Genomic DNA, 14816 nt, shown 5'->3' with positions numbered 1-14816 from the left:
ACCCGGAACCACGGAAAGACATTTATCTATGTATGTCATTCCTTGTCATACGATATGACCGACCACGCAACTCCGGAGCGGTGGGATGGCACGATCGACGGCGACGGACCGACTGGTCCGACGGGAGCCGAGACGGTCGAATCCTACGATATCGACGGTGGCGTGGTGTTCTACGACGCGGAGAACCCACTCGCGTGGGTCGAGGCCTCGAGTTCGATGCGCCTCGACGACTGCGCCTGACTCGGCCGAAACGGACACTTTTTCTCGGCACGGCGTCTCGACGCGAGCGTGACGGACGACGAGCGACGCGAGGGAACAGCCACGGACGCGGCCGACGAAGACGACGACGCGGAGCGTCCGTCGGCGGACATGGCCTCGGAGATCGACCCCGAAAAGCGGTGGGGCGACCCCGAGGCCCGCTGGGACCCGGAAACCCGCTGGGGCAACCCCGAGAAGGACCTCCCGACGATTCCCCGCGTCGGCATCCCCGGCGAGGACGCCGGCGACGACGCGCCGGAGTTCTCGCCCGACGTGAATCCCGAGGCCGCCCGGCTGTTCTGGGCGAGCGTCGTGCTCGCGAACGTCGGCCTCGCGGGACTCACGGTGGGGCCGATGCTCGTCTACTTCCGCGGCGATACGCTCCTCGGCGGCGGCCTGTTTCTGTTCGGCGCGGTCGTGCTCGTCCGCGTCCACTCCATCTACCGAGAGTTCAAGCGAGGGGAGTGGCGGGACGACGACGGCGACGACAGCGACGGCGATGACGCGGACGACGGCGACTCAGCCGAGAGCGACGACGCGTCGGGAACTGATGACGAACGCGAAGACGCCCCCGAGCGCAACCGCTAACAGTCGCCGCGCCCTTCGCCGGGACGTATGCGAACCGTCTGCGGACCCGACGGCCGGACGTATCTCCTCGTCAAGCAGTCGAGCGACGCCAGCCGCGTCCGCGACCCGGAGACCGGCGAGGAGCGGCACCTGCCGAACGACGACCTCGAAGCCGTGAGCGGCGAATCCCCGCTCGAAACCGCCGCGCGCGCCGTCCCCGAACCGGTCCGCCGAATCCTCGTCGCGGTCCCGACCGAGCGCGGACTGGGCCTGCTCGTCGACCTCGTCGACCGCGGGCCGCTCCCCGTGGTCGACCTCCTCGGAGCCTACGACCTCTGCGAGAGCGACCTCCACGGTCTCTTGACCGAGTTCCGGGCCGCCGGCCTCGTCGTCGAGACCACGGTCTACGGGGAGCGCGGCTACGAGGCGACCGATGCCGCGAAAGAGGGAGTCGAATTACTGCGGGCGAACGGCGCACGCGAGTAGGCTATCGCGGCGGAGCCGACCGCCCTCAGTCGTCCGCGAGCGCGCCTTCGACTATCGGCGCGTCGGTCCGCTCGACCGTCGAGCGGTTCGTCGTCGGGTTCTTCTCCACGCGGACGAGGTCGTCGGCCGCGCCGACCAGGTCTTCGTCGTGGCTGACGATGAGAATCTGCTTGACGCCGCGGCTCTGCATGTCCTCGACGAGGTCGACCAGCCGCGAGACGTGGCCGCCGTCGAGGAACACCGTCGGCTCGTCGAGGATGAGCGGCGGGAGCGGGGCCGCGCCGTCGATGCCCTCGGCGAGGAGTCGGTAGATTGCACACCGGAGGCTGAGGTTGAACAGGGCGCGCTCGCCGCCCGAGAGCTGTTCGGGTTCGAGCGCGGTGCCGTCCTTCTGGAACACCGTCAAGCCGTACTCGCCGTCGAGTCGGATGCGCGAGTAGGCGTCGTTGGCGTAGACGAGGTCGAACGTCTCGTTGAGCATCCGTTCGAGCACCTCGACGTTGCGCTGTCGAAGCTCCGCCCGGAGGTCGCCGTAGGTCGATTCGAGCGTCGAGACCTCGTCGTGGACCGATTCGAGGGCGTCCACGCGCTCGGCGAGGTGGTCGCGGCGCTCTCGGAGGTCGTCCAACTGTTCGAGTTCGGCCTCGACGCCGCCGACGCGACTCTGGAGGTCATCGCGCTTCTCACGCAACTCGGGAAGCACCTCGTCTTCGACCCGTTCGAGGTACGCCGCGGCGTTTTTCTTGCGCTGTTTCGCCCCCTCGACCGCCTCCTCGTCGACCGTCTCGCGGAGTTCGTCTCGGCGCTCGCGACGCTCGCGGAGGTGTTCGCGACGCTCGCGGTTCACCTCTGCGAGCGTCTCGCGCTTCTCGCGGAGCCGGTCCCGCGCGTCGATTTTCTCGGCCCGCGTATCGACCAGCGATTCGACGCGGTCGAGCCGGTCGCGCCGGTCGTCGAGGGTGTCGAGGTCCGATTCGAGCGAATCAACCGTCTCCGCGACCTCCTCGGCCCGCTCGGCCTGCGTCGTCGCGGCCTCGCGTTTCTCCTCGGCCTCCGAGTCGAGTTCCGCGGCGGCCTCGCGCTTTTCTTCGGCGGCCTCGCGGCGACTCTCGACCGTCTCCTCGCGGTCGGCGATGCGTTCGTCCACGAGGTCGAGTCTGTCGCGCCGGGAACTCGCGCGGGTCTCGACCTCGACGAGCGCCTCGGCCGCCTCGACGGCCGCCGAGCGCGACTCGACTGCCGATTCGAGCGATTCGCGGTCGGCCTCCAGCGACTCGACCGCGGCCTCGCGCTCACTGATGGCGTCGACGTGGGGCGACCCCTCGACCGGCTGTCCGCACTCGGGGCACTTTCCCGCGTCGCGGAGGCGCTCGGCCTCGGCGAGGCGCTCGCGCGCGTTCTTCAGTTCGGTCTCCGTCTCCGCGAGCGACTCGCGGGCCTCGGAGCGCGCCTCGCGTCGTTCTTCGAGCAGGTCGGCGGCCTCGCCGAGTTCGACGGGGGCGTCCTCGAACCGCGCTTCGGCGTCGTCGAGCGCCGACCGAAGCTCCGCGCGCGTCTCGCGGAACGATTCGAGTTCTCGTTCGGCCTCGGCGGCGGTCTCCGCGTCGACCTCGGCGGCCTCGCGTTTCTCCTCGGCGCGCGATTCGAGGTCGTCGGCGCGCTCGCGGAGGCGCTCGGCCTGCGTCTCGAAGGCCTGCGCCCGCGTCCGCGCCTCGGAGAGGTCGTCGCGCAGTTCGGATTCGCGCGCCGACAGCGCCTCTCGCGCGTCGGCTATCGCCTCGTCGCTCGCGTCGTCGAGGTCCGCCCGGGCGAGGGCGTCGTCGATGTCGGATTCGAGTTCGTCGGCGGCGGCGTCGAGTTCCCGGACGCGCTCCGAGAGGTCGTCGCGCTTCGTCTCGTCGGCGGAGATTTTCGCGGTCAGGTCCTCGATGGCCGACTCGATTTCGTCGAGTCGCTCCCGCTTTTCGGCGTGTTCGTCGAGCGTCGCCTCGGCGGCGTCGAGCGCCGACTTCGCCTTGTCGCGCTGGCTCTCGTAGTTCGAAATCTCCTCGTCGAGGGAGTCGAGTTCGGATTCGAGCGCGTTGAGCGTCGCGTGGAGGTCCGCGTCCTCCTTGGCCTCGATTTGCGACTCGACGTCTTCGAGGACGCTCCGCTTTTTCGTCAGCACGTCTTCGACCCCGAGCCGGGCGTTGCCGGCGCGCTCGCGGTACGTTTCGAGCTTTCCGAGTTGCAGGAGGTCGTCAATCATGTCCTGGCGCTGGCTCGGCGTCGCGTTGATGAGCTTGTTGACCTCGCCCTGCTGGACGTACGCGCAGTTCACGAACGCCTCGGCGTCCATCCGCAGGAGCGACGCGACGTGCCGGCGAACGTCGCGCGCGCCTTCGACGGTTCCCTCGGGGCCGTCGAGGACGCACTTGGCGGTGGTCGCGCGGTCGCCGGAGACGCGAACCCGGCGGTCGATGCGGTACTCGCCGCCGTCGTGGACGAATTCGAGCGTGATTTCGGCGTCGTCCGCGCCCGTCGTCACCACGTCTTCGAGCGTCCCCGCGAGCGCCTTCGAGCCGTAGAGCGCGAAGAAACACGCTTCGAGGAGCGACGACTTGCCGCTGCCGTTGACGCCGTGGATGACCGTGACGCCGTCTCGAAGGTCGAGTTCGGCGTCCTCGTAGGGTTTGAAGTTCCGGATGGCGATTCGGGTGAATCTCACGCGAAATCACCCAGCGAACTGTCGCGGCTCGCCGCGGGGTCCGCGGCGGTCTCCGAGTCGGTGTCGGCCGTCGTCTCGGTGTCGGTGTCGGTCGCCGCTTCAGCGGCCGTCTCGGCTGTGTCTTCGACGGCCGCCGCGTCTTCGCCGTCCGCCGCGTCCTCGACGCTCTCCGACTCCTCGGCTTCGGCGTCGCTCTCGCGCTCGGCGGCGACGAAGGCGTCCGGGTCGTCCGAGAGGAGCGATTCGACGCGCTCGCGCACCTCGTCGCGGACGTTCGAGTCGGCGACCTTGCTCGCGCGGACCGTCTCGTCCACGTCGAGGGCGGCGCTCGACAGGCCCATCTCGCGGACCCGCTCGCGCACCGCGTCGTCGGGGTCGGCGAAGGTCACGTCGGTCGCCAAGTCGCCGTCGTCGTCGATGTCGCGCTTGTCGTTGACGCGGGCGACGAGCGCGCCCTCCTCGACGGCGAACGACTCGACCGCCGCGGGCGTGACGGTTTCGCCCTCGCCCCGCAGTTCGACGATGACGACCGCGTCTTCGAGGTCGAACTCGCGGACGCGCTGGCGGACGCGCTCGATACCCTCGTCGCCGGCGAGGTCGACCTCGACGAACGCGAACGGGCGCGTTTCGAGGGTTCGCCGGCGGATGTCGACCGCGTCGGGCGTGAACTCGACGAGGTTGTACCCTCGGGGGTCGCGCTCGCTCGCGCTCGCGCGCTCGGTCGAGCCGCAGTAGGTCACCCACGTCCCGTCGAGCTCGGCGGTGTCGGGGACGTGGTTATCGCCGAGGAGGACCGCGTCGAAGTCGACGTTCGACTCGGCGAGGACGGTTTCGGTCTCCCAGTCGGCGTGCGCAAAGGGTGTGAACAGCCCGTGGGCGACGAGCACCGCGCGGTCGGCGTCGACGGGGTCGAACTGGTAGTCGAGTTCGTCGCGGCGGGAGCGCGGCACGTGGTCGAGGCCGTAGAACGCCACGCCGCCGACGACGTGCGGGTCGCGCCCGAGCCTCGTCGCCAGTCCGAGGCGCTCGAAGAGGTCGAGCCACTGCCCGCCGCGGGTCGACTCGTGGTTGCCGACGATGGCGAGGAAGGGAATCCCGGCGTCGTCGAGGCGGCGGAGCGCGGCGAGCGTCCCGAGAAGGTCGGGGAGTTCGGGACGGCGGTCGTGGTAGAGGTCGCCCGCGTGGACGACGGCGTCCACGTCTCCGTCGAGCGCGTCCGCGACGACCCGCTCGAAGGCGTCGAGGAAGTCCTGTCGGCGCTCCGGCGAGTGGTACTGCTGATACCCGAGGTGGGTGTCGCCGGTGTGTATCACCCGTGTCATCTATCACTCGGTTCGCCACCGCCGCTGAAAACGGTTGTGCGACCGGAGCGGAAGTGGTCGGCGTCCCGCGGTCGCCCCTCGGCGGCGCGAGAACTCCGGTTCGGAGCCTCGGCTGCGCCGGCGTCCGCGAGCGCGACGTGGAGTCGGTCGAGGTCCGCGAGGAGCGACCGCCCGCGACGCGCGCAGTCGTGGTGTCCGCGTCGGGCGGCCTCACCGACCGCTCGGCGGAGCGTCAGTTCACCGCCGTCGGAGAGAAAGCGGGCGGCAGCGGAAAGCGATTGGAAGGCGTCACGCGCCTCGGCGACGACTGCGGCGGGCGGGCGCGACTCGGGTCGGTCGCCGGTATCGGCGTCAGCGTCGGCGAGCGCGGAGAGAGCGCGACCGACATCGTCGGGAGCGGGCGAAGACATACGGCGACGTGGCCGCGCGTTCGGATTTAAATGTTGAGCGTGTAGAGGCGCTTGCGCGCGTCGGAGAACGAAAACCGGGAGTCGACCGCGCCCTCGTCTTCCAGTCGGGAGAGCGCGTAGCGGACGGTTCGCGGGGGCAGAAGCGACTCCTCGGCGATTTGGCTCTGGGTGAGCGTGTCCTCGTAGTCGAGAATCTTCGCGACCAACTTGGCGCTCGGGGGCATGTCCCGAACCGACGCCCAGCGGTCGTCTGCGTCGGGTTCGGACTCGCGTTCGACTGCTTCCGTAGTGCTCATCGTACGATACACCAAGCAATGCTATTAGATAATATTTGCTATCCAGATTTATTACTGATGGGAATTTGTGTGACACGCGTCAGACTCGTCATCCGGGCGGCAGACGCCCCCTAGGCGGCGAATCCCTCACACACCCGAAGCCTCTTATGAACCTGCACCCTATGCCGGATGATGACCGATACTGTGGACGACGTCGATCTCCCCTACGATAAGGACTCGGCGTCGCAGCAGGAGAAGATCACCGCCCTTCAAGAGCGGCTCGAAGTTCTCGAAACGCAGAACGAGGAGATGCGCGACAAGCTCCTCGACACGAACGCCGAGAACAACAAGTATCAACAGAAGCTCGAGCGCCTTACCCACGAGAACAAGAAGCTCAAGCAGTCGCCGCTCTTCGTTGCGACGGTTCAGGAAATCACCGACGAGGGGGTCATCATCAAGCAGCACGGTAACAACCAAGAGGCCCTCACCGAAGTGACCGACGAGATGCGCGAAGAGCTCGAACCCGACGCGCGCGTCGCCGTGAACAACTCTCTCTCCATCGTCAAGCGACTCGACAAGGAGACGGACGTCCGGGCGCGCGTGATGCAGGTCGAACACAGCCCCGACGTGACCTACGAGGACATTGGCGGCCTCGAAGAGCAGATGCAGGAGGTCCGCGAGACGGTCGAGATGCCGCTCGACCGCCCCGAGATGTTCGCTGAGGTCGGCATCGACCCCCCGTCGGGCGTGCTCCTCTACGGCCCGCCGGGCACCGGGAAGACGATGCTCGCCAAGGCCGTCGCCAACCAGACGAACGCCTCGTTCATCAAGATGGCCGGCTCCGAGCTGGTGCACAAGTTCATCGGTGAGGGCGCGAAGCTCGTCCGCGACCTGTTCGAAGTCGCTCGCGAGAACGAACCCGCCGTCATCTTCATCGACGAGATAGACGCCATCGCCTCGAAGCGGACGGACTCGAAGACCTCCGGCGACGCCGAGGTCCAGCGCACGATGATGCAGTTACTCGCCGAGATGGACGGCTTCGACGAGCGCGGCAACATCCGCATCATCGCGGCGACCAACCGCTTCGACATGCTCGACCCCGCGATTCTCCGCCCCGGTCGGTTCGACCGCCTCATCGAGGTGCCCAAGCCGAACGAGGACGGCCGCGAGATAATCTTCCAGATTCACACCCGGAAGATGAACGTCTCCGACGACGTGGACTTCGTCGAACTCGCCGAGATGGCCGACAACGCCTCCGGTGCCGACATCAAGGCCGTCTGTACGGAAGCCGGGATGTTCGCCATCCGTGACGACCGCACGGAGATATTCATGCAGGACTTCGTCGACGCCTGGGAGAAGATTCAGCAGGAAGCCTCGGACGAGACCGAAGTCTCCCGCGCGTTCGCGTAACCGACGCGAGCCGCGGTTCGCTCCGTTTCGGACCGTGTCCTTCGATTTCGTTTTTCGCGCGACGCCGACCGCCGAGTGACTACGCCGCGAACGCGACGTACGGCAGGACGAACAGCGCGAGGAACATCGCCGTGAGGATGAGCCCGTAGCCGCCGAGCGTCGCGGCCGCGGTCAGCCACGATTCGCGTCGGCCGGGGAGTTCGAGCGCGGACATACTCGGTCGGTCGCGGTCGTGAATCATAAATCGTCTGGGTTCGGCTCCGACGACCGCCGCGGCGACCACCGGAACCCGAACGACTGAAACCGACCGGGTCGCACCCACAGGTATGGGCACGCCACTCGAAAGCCGCGAGGCGCAGGCCGAGGAGGTCCTCGACCGACTGTACGAGGAGTACCCCGACACCACCATCTCGCTTTCCTACTCGAACCGCCTCGAGCTGCTCATCGCCGTCATGCTCTCGGCGCAGTGTACCGACGAGCGCGTCAACAAGGTCACCGCGGAGCTGTTCGAGAAGTACGACGACGCCGCGGACTACGCCGCCGCCGACCAAGAGGAGCTGGCCGACGACATCAGCTCCATCACCTACTACAACAACAAGGCGAAGTACATCCGCTCCGCCTGCGCGGACATCATCGAGAAACACGACGGCGAGGTTCCGGACACCATGTCCGCGCTGACCGACCTCGCCGGCGTCGGCCGGAAGACCGCGAACGTCGTCCTCCAGCACGGCCACGACATCGTCGAGGGCATCGTCGTCGACACCCACGTCCAGCGGCTCTCGCGCCGCCTCGGCCTGACAGAGGAGGAGTACCCCGAGCGAATCGAGGAGGACCTGATGCCGGTCGTCCCTGAGCGAGACTGGCAGCAGTTCACGCACCTGTTCATCAGCCACGGGAGGGCCGTCTGCGACGCGCGCAACCCGGACTGCGACGCGTGCGTGCTCGAAGACCTCTGTCCCTCGTCGAAGCGCGACCACGACGTCGACCTCGCCAGCGGCGAGGCGTGGTAATCAGCCGAACACGTAGCCGCTCAGGTAGCGGTAGATGCCGAGCAGCCACGCGAACACCCAGAAGATGACGTAGCCGAAGACGCCGACGCGGAGGCGGCCGCGCCACGCGCCCATGTTCTCGTGGAGGTCGTCGAGCGACACGTCCTGGTCCGGGTCGCGGTAGAGGTCGGCCTCCCACTTGGCCTGGAAGATGCGGACGATTCCCGTGAGCGCGAAGATGAGCATCGCGTACGCCTGCAGGCCGAGAATCGCGTGGAGGGCGCTGAGCCCGTTGAGCTGCTGAAAGAGCCGGGGGAGCATCCACGTGACGACCGGGACCGTGTTCAACACGAGCCCGGGGAAGATGATTTTGAGGTGGTAGACGAGCACGTCCCACGACACCGTCTCGGCGTCGATCATTATCCACGCGCCGTAGAGGTAAAACGGGAAGCTGGCCGTGACGGTAATCGCGGCGAGCGTGGCGAGCGTCGTCTCGTCTGCCATCGCACGGCGTTAGAACCCGGTCGGCCTAAAGGGACCGATGCGCCGCGTCCCGTTCGAGCGCTAGACCACGCGACAGAGGCTAAACGTCGGCCGCGACCGCCGGGATTCGAGCGCCGGACCACCTCCGTTCGAGCGCCGGACCAGCGGGCGGTCGCTTCCGATGGGCGGCTCGTGGCCGACCGCCCGCGACGAACGCGCTCGGGGTCGGAACACGTTTACCGGCGTGGACCCTACTCCGGGCCGATGTCAGACTCGTCTTCCGCCCCGGCCGACGACGGCTCGTCACCGGACGCGGACGCCGACGCCGCGATGTCCGACGCGGAGCTCGCGGCCCTCCGCGAGGAGGTCGAAGCCAAGTACGACTTCGAGAACTTCGGCCCGGCCGACATGGCGAAGATGACCCCCGAAGAGTGGGACGCCGCGTTCGACCCCGATTCGTGGGTCGTTGGCGAGGAGTTGCTCGACCGCGTCGAACAGGAACTCCGCTACCGCGTCGCGATTCGCGAGGTGTTCGCCGTCCTCGAACGCGTGACGGAAAACGGCGAGCCACGGATTCTCGCGTACTCCGACGAGGGCTACGCCGTCGTCTACCCGGACGGGAGCGTCGAGGGCGAGGGGACCGTCCTCCGCGACGTGAAACCGACCGTCGCGCTCTGTTCGATGGAGGACTTCGAAGTGAACGACGCGCCCGAGACCGTCAGGCTCCCCGAACCCGAAGAGGTCGCACAGGGGACCGGCGACTTCGGCAACCGAATGCTCCAAATCGTCGCGTTCGGGCAGCTACTCGGTGGGTTCGCGCTCATCGGCGCGTGGCTCGTCCTCCCCGACCTCGATTCGATTATCGCGCCGCTGGCCGGTCTGGGCTTTCTCGTCATCGGCTTTTTCCTCTTCGTCGTCGTGGCGAACGCCCGGCTCTCGGACCGCTTCCGCGCCGAGGAGTACCGAGACAGGCTCCGCGTCATGGGTCTCGAAGGCGGGTCGCGCCCCGAGTTCGTCCCGACGTTCGACGGGGACGAGAACGTCGCGTCCTTGGTCGAGGCCCCCGAGAGAGACGCCCTCAGTTCTGAGGGCTGAGACCGGCGCACACTCACCTCACAAACACCCTCCGTGACGGCATAGTCGGTGGGTTTAAGCGCGTCCCAACCTGACGAACGACCGTATGAAAAGGCGGGAGTTTCTCCGAACGGCTGGCGGTGCGACAGCCGCCGCGACCGCTGCCGCCGGGACCGCTGCTGCGCAGGAAGGCGGCGGTGGAGCGCAGGTTCAACCCGACTTCGGTGGCTACCTCGACGGCGTCGACGGAGGCTACGAAGACCTCCGCGGTCAGAGCGAAGTCACCATCGAGGTCGGCGCGTCCGGCAACGGAGGTAACCTTGCGTTCGCACCGGCTGGCATCTGGATCGACCCCGGCACGACCGTGACGTGGGAGTGGACCGGCGAAGGCGGCGGCCACAACGTCGTCGCGAGCGAGGGCGCGTCGCTCGACTCCGGCGCGGCCGTCTCCGAGGCCGGAAGTACCTACGAGTACACCTTCGAGAGCGGTGGTATCACGAAGTACCACTGCGTGCCCCACGAGGCGCTCGGCATGCTCGGCGCGGTCGCCGTCGGCGACGACGTGGCGACTATCAGCACCGGCGGTGGCGGCGAGAAGGAACTGCACGAACTCGGCGTCCCGATTCAGGCCCACTGGGTCGGGTCGGCGACGATTCTGGGCATCCTCGTCACCATCATCTACACGTTCTTCATCTTGAAGTACGGCGAGTCCCCAAATACGGGTAACACCGGAGGTGGCGAATAATGTCTTCGACCGGCAGCACATACGGTGACATTCACCGATACGAACCGGCGCGAGAGAGCACCGCCGCGGCCATCGCAATCGTCCTCCTGACGGTCATCGAGGTCGTGTTCGTGTTCCTCTTCACGTACGGCTTCGTCTCGGGCTGGGGACTGACCGACACGGGGAACATGTTCCTCGGCGGCATCCTCGCCGTCGTCTTCGTGGACCTCGCGTTCATCCTCGCGCTGTACCGCAAGGAGTTCCTCCCCGACGTGATGATCGTCAAAAAGCGGCGTCGCAAGTGGGAAGACCTCTACGTCCGCGAGGAGGACGTCGACGGTGTTACCGTCAGCAGCGATGACGCGTGGGAACAGGTCAAGCGCGCGGTGTACCCCTACTACAAGCGATAAACAATGAGTCTCGAACGCAAAGACGACTACGACCACAAGGCCTGGATGAAAAAGAAGGACCTCACTCCGGTCGAGGCCACCTTCCTCACCACGCTCATCTGGCTGGATAAGCGACTCCGTATCGTCGATTATCTAGAGCTTCTGGAGACGCTCTACTACCGAGTCAACCTCCAGATGCCGAAGAGCCACACCGAGCAGTACAACCTCGACAACAAGTTCTGGTACTGGTACCCCCTGTACACACTGGGCTTGTTCTCGACGCTCGCGTACGTCGTCGCGGCGATAAGCGGGGCCCTTCTCGGGTTCTACTACTCCCCCGCGACGACCGGCGACCCGACCACGGCCTACAACAGTATCGAGTTCATCATGCGCGACCTGCAGTTCGGCTTCATGCTCCGCTCCGTCCACCGCTGGGCGGCGCAGGTCATGGTCGCGGCCGTCTTCCTGCACATGCTCCGTGTCTACTTCACGGGGTCGTACAAGGAACCCCGCGAGCTGAACTGGCTCCTCGGCATCGTCCTCATCAGTCTGACGATGGTGTTCGGGTACACCGGATACCTCCTGCCGTGGGACCAGCTCGCGTTCTGGGCCGGGCAGATCGGCGTCGAGATGGCGCTGTCGGTCCCGCTCGCCGGCGAGTGGGTCGCACAGCTCCTGTTCGGTGGCTTCTCGCTGGGCCAGTCGACGTTACAGCGTATGTACATCATTCACGTGTTCCTGCTCCCGTTCGTCGTGACGACGCTCATCGCGATCCACATCGGTATCGTGTGGGTGCAGGGCATCGCGGAGCCGCACTGAGGTGACAACTATGAGCGACAACGAACCCGAAAACGAGGAGATTCGATCCGACGGCGCGGGCATCGTGGCCCCGGACGACGAGACGCCGACATGGAGCGAGCGCAAGGCTCGCAAGACCGGCCTCTCTCGGCTCACCTACGAGTACTTCGAGCGCGCACGTCGCGAAGACCAGGACCTCCGCACGGAGTCCGACTACGTCGAACGCGACGTGCTCGCGTTCCCCACGTGGCCTCACGAGACCGTCCGCAACCTCTCTATCGCGTCGTTCTTCGTCGGGATGATTCTGTTCCTCTCGGCGACGATGCCGCCGCACATCGGCGGCCCCGCGAACCCGTCGAGCACGCCGGCAGTCATCCTGCCCGACTGGTATCTCTACTGGTCGTTCGGACTGCTCAAACTCGGTCCGCTCAACCCCGAAATCGCCATTCTGGGCGATCAGATGCTGATGGCCGACCGCACGTACGGCGTGCTGGCCAACGGCGTCGTCGTCGGCTTCATCGCCATCGTGCCCTTCCTCAACAAGGGCTCGGCCCGGCGACCCGTCGAACAGCCGTTTTGGTCCGCAGTCGGCGTCTTCGGCGTGGTGTTCGCATTCACCATCTCGCTGCTGGCCATCAAGAACCTCATGCCCATGAACGTCGACCTGCTGTTCGACCTGACGTTCCTGCTGCCGTTCGTCTTCGGGACCATCACCTACGCGGTGTTGAAGACGATGCGTGAGGGGTATATGTACAACCTCAACCGCCGCTACTACCGGCTTCGCCCGCCGAAATAGAGCGGAACCACTACCAACCGTCCCTTCTTAGCGTCACTGATGACAGATAGCGACGCAACCGGTCGGACCGGCGACAGCGACGGGACGGAGCGCGGACGCCGCGGCCGGCGCGACATCGTCGTTCCCATGCGGCTCTACAAGACGATTACCGTCTTTTCGACGCTCATCGCCGTCGTGGGCGTGGTCCTCGGCTTCGTCTTCCTCGACGCTGCGACGCTACAAGTGAGCGCCCTCCGCGCGGTCGTCGCCGGCGCGCTCGGCGCGCTCGGCATCGGCGTCGCAGACGGGCTACTCAGCACGGCGCTCGCGGTCGTCGGGCTGAGCATCATCGCGTTCGGCGCGGTCGTCTACACGCTCGGCACTCGCTTTCGCGCCCAAGGAATGGGAAAGTCTCAAGAGGACTCCGGCGAAGACTCGAACAATGGCTGACGAATTCATCAAGGGTCTGGGTATCCTGACCGGCTCCGGACTCGCGTGGCTGGTGCTGGCGTCGTGGTACCGGACGACCAGCTTCGAGAGCACCCAACAGCTCATCGCACCGCTGGAGTCCGGTGCGACCGAGGGACTGTTCAACATCATCGGCGTCACCCTGATGGACGTGTTCCTCTGGTTCGCACTCCTCGGCGCGCTCACCTTCTGGGTGCTCATCCCGGCGGGACACCAGATCATGGACGCGCTCCAAGAGCGCCGCAACGCGCAGTAAGCCGACACGACGCCGTCTCTGCTCCTCTCATTTCGATTCGCGTCGCGGAAAAGTCCCTCAGAATAGCGGTCGCGCTCGGCGCGGTCTCCCGCGTCGGATTGGAAAAACTCTAATGAGTCTCGCCCCGACGGTCCTGTATGCACCCATTACAGTTCCTCGTCCCGCTCGACCAGTTGGCGGCGGTCGAACCGGTAGTCCCGCACGTGGCGCTCGTGCTCGTGCTTGCGAACTTCGCGACGCGTTTTCTCGGCCATCGGTCGCACGTCCGGCAGGCCGAGGAGGGTGGTGAGGAGGCCATCTCCCGGTATCTCCCGCACACGATCACTTCGGGCGCGCTCGTGGTGACCTCGTTCCTCTTCTTGGTCGTCGAGCCGCACGGCGGCATGGTGCTGTCCGTGCTGGTCGTCGGGATGTTCGTCACCGACTTCTTCGAGTTCGAAGCGCGCAAGGTCGAAGCCCGCACCGACAAACCGCTCGAACGCCCGAACGGCTCGCTCGTCGCCGCGGGGCTCGTGCTCCTGTACGCCGGGTTCCAGAGTCTCTTCTTCCTCGTCTCGGACTACTGGAGCCTCATCGTCTAAGCCCGCGACGCTCGCTTTTCCGCGTCGCGCTTCGCACCGCGCACGAGGAACACGTATTTTCGTCACGTCGAGCGCCGCGGCTCGACGGCTCAGTCGCGTCGAACGCGGCGCTCACTCGACCAGCATCGGGACGCTTCCGTCGCGGTCGACGACCACAGACTCCGACGGAGAGACTTCCCGGATGACCTCGTCGTCGGCGACGAGCGAGACGGGCGCGTCGTCGCGTTCGACCGACAATCTGACCGGGGGTTGGAGAACCCACGAGTTCGTCTGGGTCGCGTACGGCGAGACGGGAACGACCGCGAGCCCGGCGGCCGGGCCGACGACCGCGCCGCCAGCGGCGCGCGCGTAGCCGGAGCTTCCGAGCGGTGTGGCGACGACGACGCCGTCGGCTCGGAACTCGTCGACCGAGGTCCAGCGCGCCGCCGCGCGCGACTCGTCGGGCGGGTCGGACGAAAACGGGACCGCCGCCTCCGCGTGGGCGACGCCGTACTCGGAGATGTGCGCCGGCTCGCTCGTGACGAGCATCGCGTCGAGGAGCGCGCGGCCCACCGCGTCGCCGCCGACGCGGAGCGAGAGCGTCGGATGGTCGACGACCCGGCCGTCGCCCGCGGCGAACGCGGACAGCCGCGCTTCGAGGTCGCGCCGCGGCGTGGCCCACGGCGCACCGCAGTCGACGGGGACGACCGGACACGTCCACTCGGAGCCGAGCGCGACCGTCGAGAGCGCCGACTCGCCGACCGCGACGACGGCGTCCGCGTCGGCCGGCTCCGATTCGACCGACGCACCGGCCGCTCTGACGGCGGTGGCGACCGAGTCGTCACCGACGATACCGAATTTCATC

Annotated in this window: 20 protein-coding genes; 14 read left to right on the top strand and 6 right to left on the bottom strand. The window is 66.9% G+C overall.

The annotated features are described in order from the left end of the window. Positions 1–54: 54 nt before the first annotated feature. From HVO_RS08805 to HVO_RS08795, 3 genes are read left to right on the top strand one after another with little or no spacing between them, the layout of a single operon-like run. A complete protein-coding gene (locus HVO_RS08805; RefSeq protein WP_004044080.1) occupies positions 55–240 on the top strand; it encodes a DUF7331 family protein in 186 nt (61 codons plus the stop codon). Between the two features lie 48 nt (positions 241–288). Further along, positions 289–846 (top strand): DUF7322 domain-containing protein, encoded by a 558-nt coding sequence (locus HVO_RS08800; RefSeq protein WP_004044081.1) that lies wholly within the window; start codon positions 289–291, stop codon positions 844–846. 27 nt (positions 847–873) lie between these two features. Next, on the top strand, positions 874–1311 hold the full coding sequence (locus HVO_RS08795; protein ID WP_004044082.1) for a DUF7346 family protein: 438 nt from the start codon (positions 874–876) through the stop codon (positions 1309–1311). 25 nt (positions 1312–1336) lie between these two features. On the opposite strand, the gene rad50 is transcribed toward HVO_RS08795, so the two are convergent. Beyond that, positions 1337–4018, bottom strand: a complete 2682-nt coding sequence (gene rad50 / locus HVO_RS08790; RefSeq protein WP_013035478.1) for a DNA double-strand break repair ATPase Rad50 — start codon at positions 4016–4018, stop codon at positions 1337–1339. After that, entirely contained in the window at positions 4015–5340 is a 1326-nt protein-coding gene (mre11, locus tag HVO_RS08785) for a DNA double-strand break repair protein Mre11 (protein WP_013035492.1), read from the bottom strand. Before mre11 ends, rad50 begins: the two co-directional genes overlap by 4 nt. On the opposite strand from mre11, the gene HVO_RS08780 reads away from it, so the two are divergent. Next, positions 5334–5780, top strand: a complete 447-nt coding sequence (locus tag HVO_RS08780; RefSeq protein WP_233505985.1) for a hypothetical protein — start codon at positions 5334–5336, stop codon at positions 5778–5780. The genes mre11 and HVO_RS08780 overlap by 7 nt on opposite strands. Here HVO_RS08780 and HVO_RS08775 read toward each other — a convergent pair. Beyond that, complete coding sequence (locus HVO_RS08775) at positions 5777–6046, bottom strand: helix-turn-helix domain-containing protein (RefSeq protein WP_004044086.1); 270 nt, start codon at positions 6044–6046, stop codon at positions 5777–5779. The two genes, HVO_RS08780 and HVO_RS08775, sit on opposite strands and share 4 nt — an antisense overlap. Before the next feature lie 171 nt (positions 6047–6217). Between HVO_RS08775 and pan1 the strand changes: the two genes are divergently transcribed. Then, positions 6218–7435, top strand: a complete 1218-nt coding sequence (pan1, locus tag HVO_RS08770; RefSeq protein ID WP_004064311.1) for a proteasome-activating nucleotidase Pan1 — start codon at positions 6218–6220, stop codon at positions 7433–7435. A 79-nt stretch (positions 7436–7514) separates the two neighbouring features. Here pan1 and HVO_RS21395 read toward each other — a convergent pair whose 3' ends face one another. Then, a complete protein-coding gene (locus HVO_RS21395; RefSeq protein WP_013035235.1) occupies positions 7515–7649 on the bottom strand; it encodes a hypothetical protein in 135 nt (44 codons plus the stop codon). Between the two features lie 112 nt (positions 7650–7761). Between HVO_RS21395 and nth the strand changes: the two genes are divergently transcribed. After that, positions 7762–8445, top strand: coding sequence for an endonuclease III (gene nth / locus HVO_RS08765; protein ID WP_004044089.1), 684 nt, complete (start codon positions 7762–7764; stop codon positions 8443–8445). Here nth and HVO_RS08760 read toward each other — a convergent pair whose 3' ends face one another. Further along, positions 8446–8928, bottom strand: a complete 483-nt coding sequence (locus tag HVO_RS08760) for a DUF7321 family protein (protein WP_004044090.1) — start codon at positions 8926–8928, stop codon at positions 8446–8448. Positions 8929–9171: 243 nt separating this feature from the next. Here HVO_RS08760 and HVO_RS08755 point away from each other — a divergent pair, with 243 nt between their 5' ends. From HVO_RS08755 to HVO_RS08720, 8 genes are all read left to right on the top strand, one after another. Next, entirely contained in the window at positions 9172–10002 is an 831-nt protein-coding gene (locus tag HVO_RS08755) for a DUF7319 domain-containing protein (RefSeq protein ID WP_004044091.1), read from the top strand. Positions 10003–10087: 85 nt separating this feature from the next. After that, positions 10088–10726, top strand: coding sequence for a halocyanin domain-containing protein (locus tag HVO_RS08750; RefSeq protein WP_004044092.1), 639 nt, complete (start codon positions 10088–10090; stop codon positions 10724–10726). Then, a complete protein-coding gene (locus HVO_RS08745) occupies positions 10726–11115 on the top strand; it encodes a DUF7318 family protein (protein WP_004044093.1) in 390 nt (129 codons plus the stop codon). The genes HVO_RS08750 and HVO_RS08745 overlap by 1 nt, the downstream gene beginning before the upstream one ends. Before the next feature lie 3 nt (positions 11116–11118). Continuing rightward, positions 11119–11913 carry a cytochrome b gene (locus HVO_RS08740; protein WP_004044094.1) on the top strand — a complete coding sequence of 265 codons (795 nt, stop codon included), beginning with the start codon at positions 11119–11121 and terminating at the stop codon, positions 11911–11913. A gap of 10 nt (positions 11914–11923) precedes the next feature. After that, a complete protein-coding gene (locus HVO_RS08735; RefSeq protein WP_004044095.1) occupies positions 11924–12688 on the top strand; it encodes a cytochrome b family protein in 765 nt (254 codons plus the stop codon). 39 nt (positions 12689–12727) lie between these two features. Further along, positions 12728–13117 carry a DUF7315 family membrane protein gene (locus HVO_RS08730; RefSeq protein ID WP_004044096.1) on the top strand — a complete coding sequence of 130 codons (390 nt, stop codon included), beginning with the start codon at positions 12728–12730 and terminating at the stop codon, positions 13115–13117. Beyond that, complete coding sequence (locus HVO_RS08725; RefSeq protein WP_004044097.1) at positions 13110–13391, top strand: DUF7314 family protein; 282 nt, start codon at positions 13110–13112, stop codon at positions 13389–13391. The genes HVO_RS08730 and HVO_RS08725 overlap by 8 nt, the downstream gene beginning before the upstream one ends. Before the next feature lie 137 nt (positions 13392–13528). Beyond that, positions 13529–13972, top strand: coding sequence for a DUF7313 family protein (locus tag HVO_RS08720; RefSeq protein WP_004044098.1), 444 nt, complete (start codon positions 13529–13531; stop codon positions 13970–13972). 111 nt (positions 13973–14083) lie between these two features. On the opposite strand, the gene HVO_RS08715 is transcribed toward HVO_RS08720, so the two are convergent. Continuing rightward, positions 14084–14815 (bottom strand): NAD(+)/NADH kinase, encoded by a 732-nt coding sequence (locus HVO_RS08715; RefSeq protein WP_004044099.1) that lies wholly within the window; start codon positions 14813–14815, stop codon positions 14084–14086. Between the last annotated feature and the right edge of the window lies 1 nt (position 14816).

Origin of the sequence: Haloferax volcanii DS2 (genome assembly GCF_000025685.1) — an archaeon.
GTDB lineage: Archaea > Halobacteriota > Halobacteria > Halobacteriales > Haloferacaceae > Haloferax > Haloferax volcanii.
Note: the sequence above shows the minus strand (reverse complement) of the source record. Positions and strands in the feature narration are given on the sequence as shown.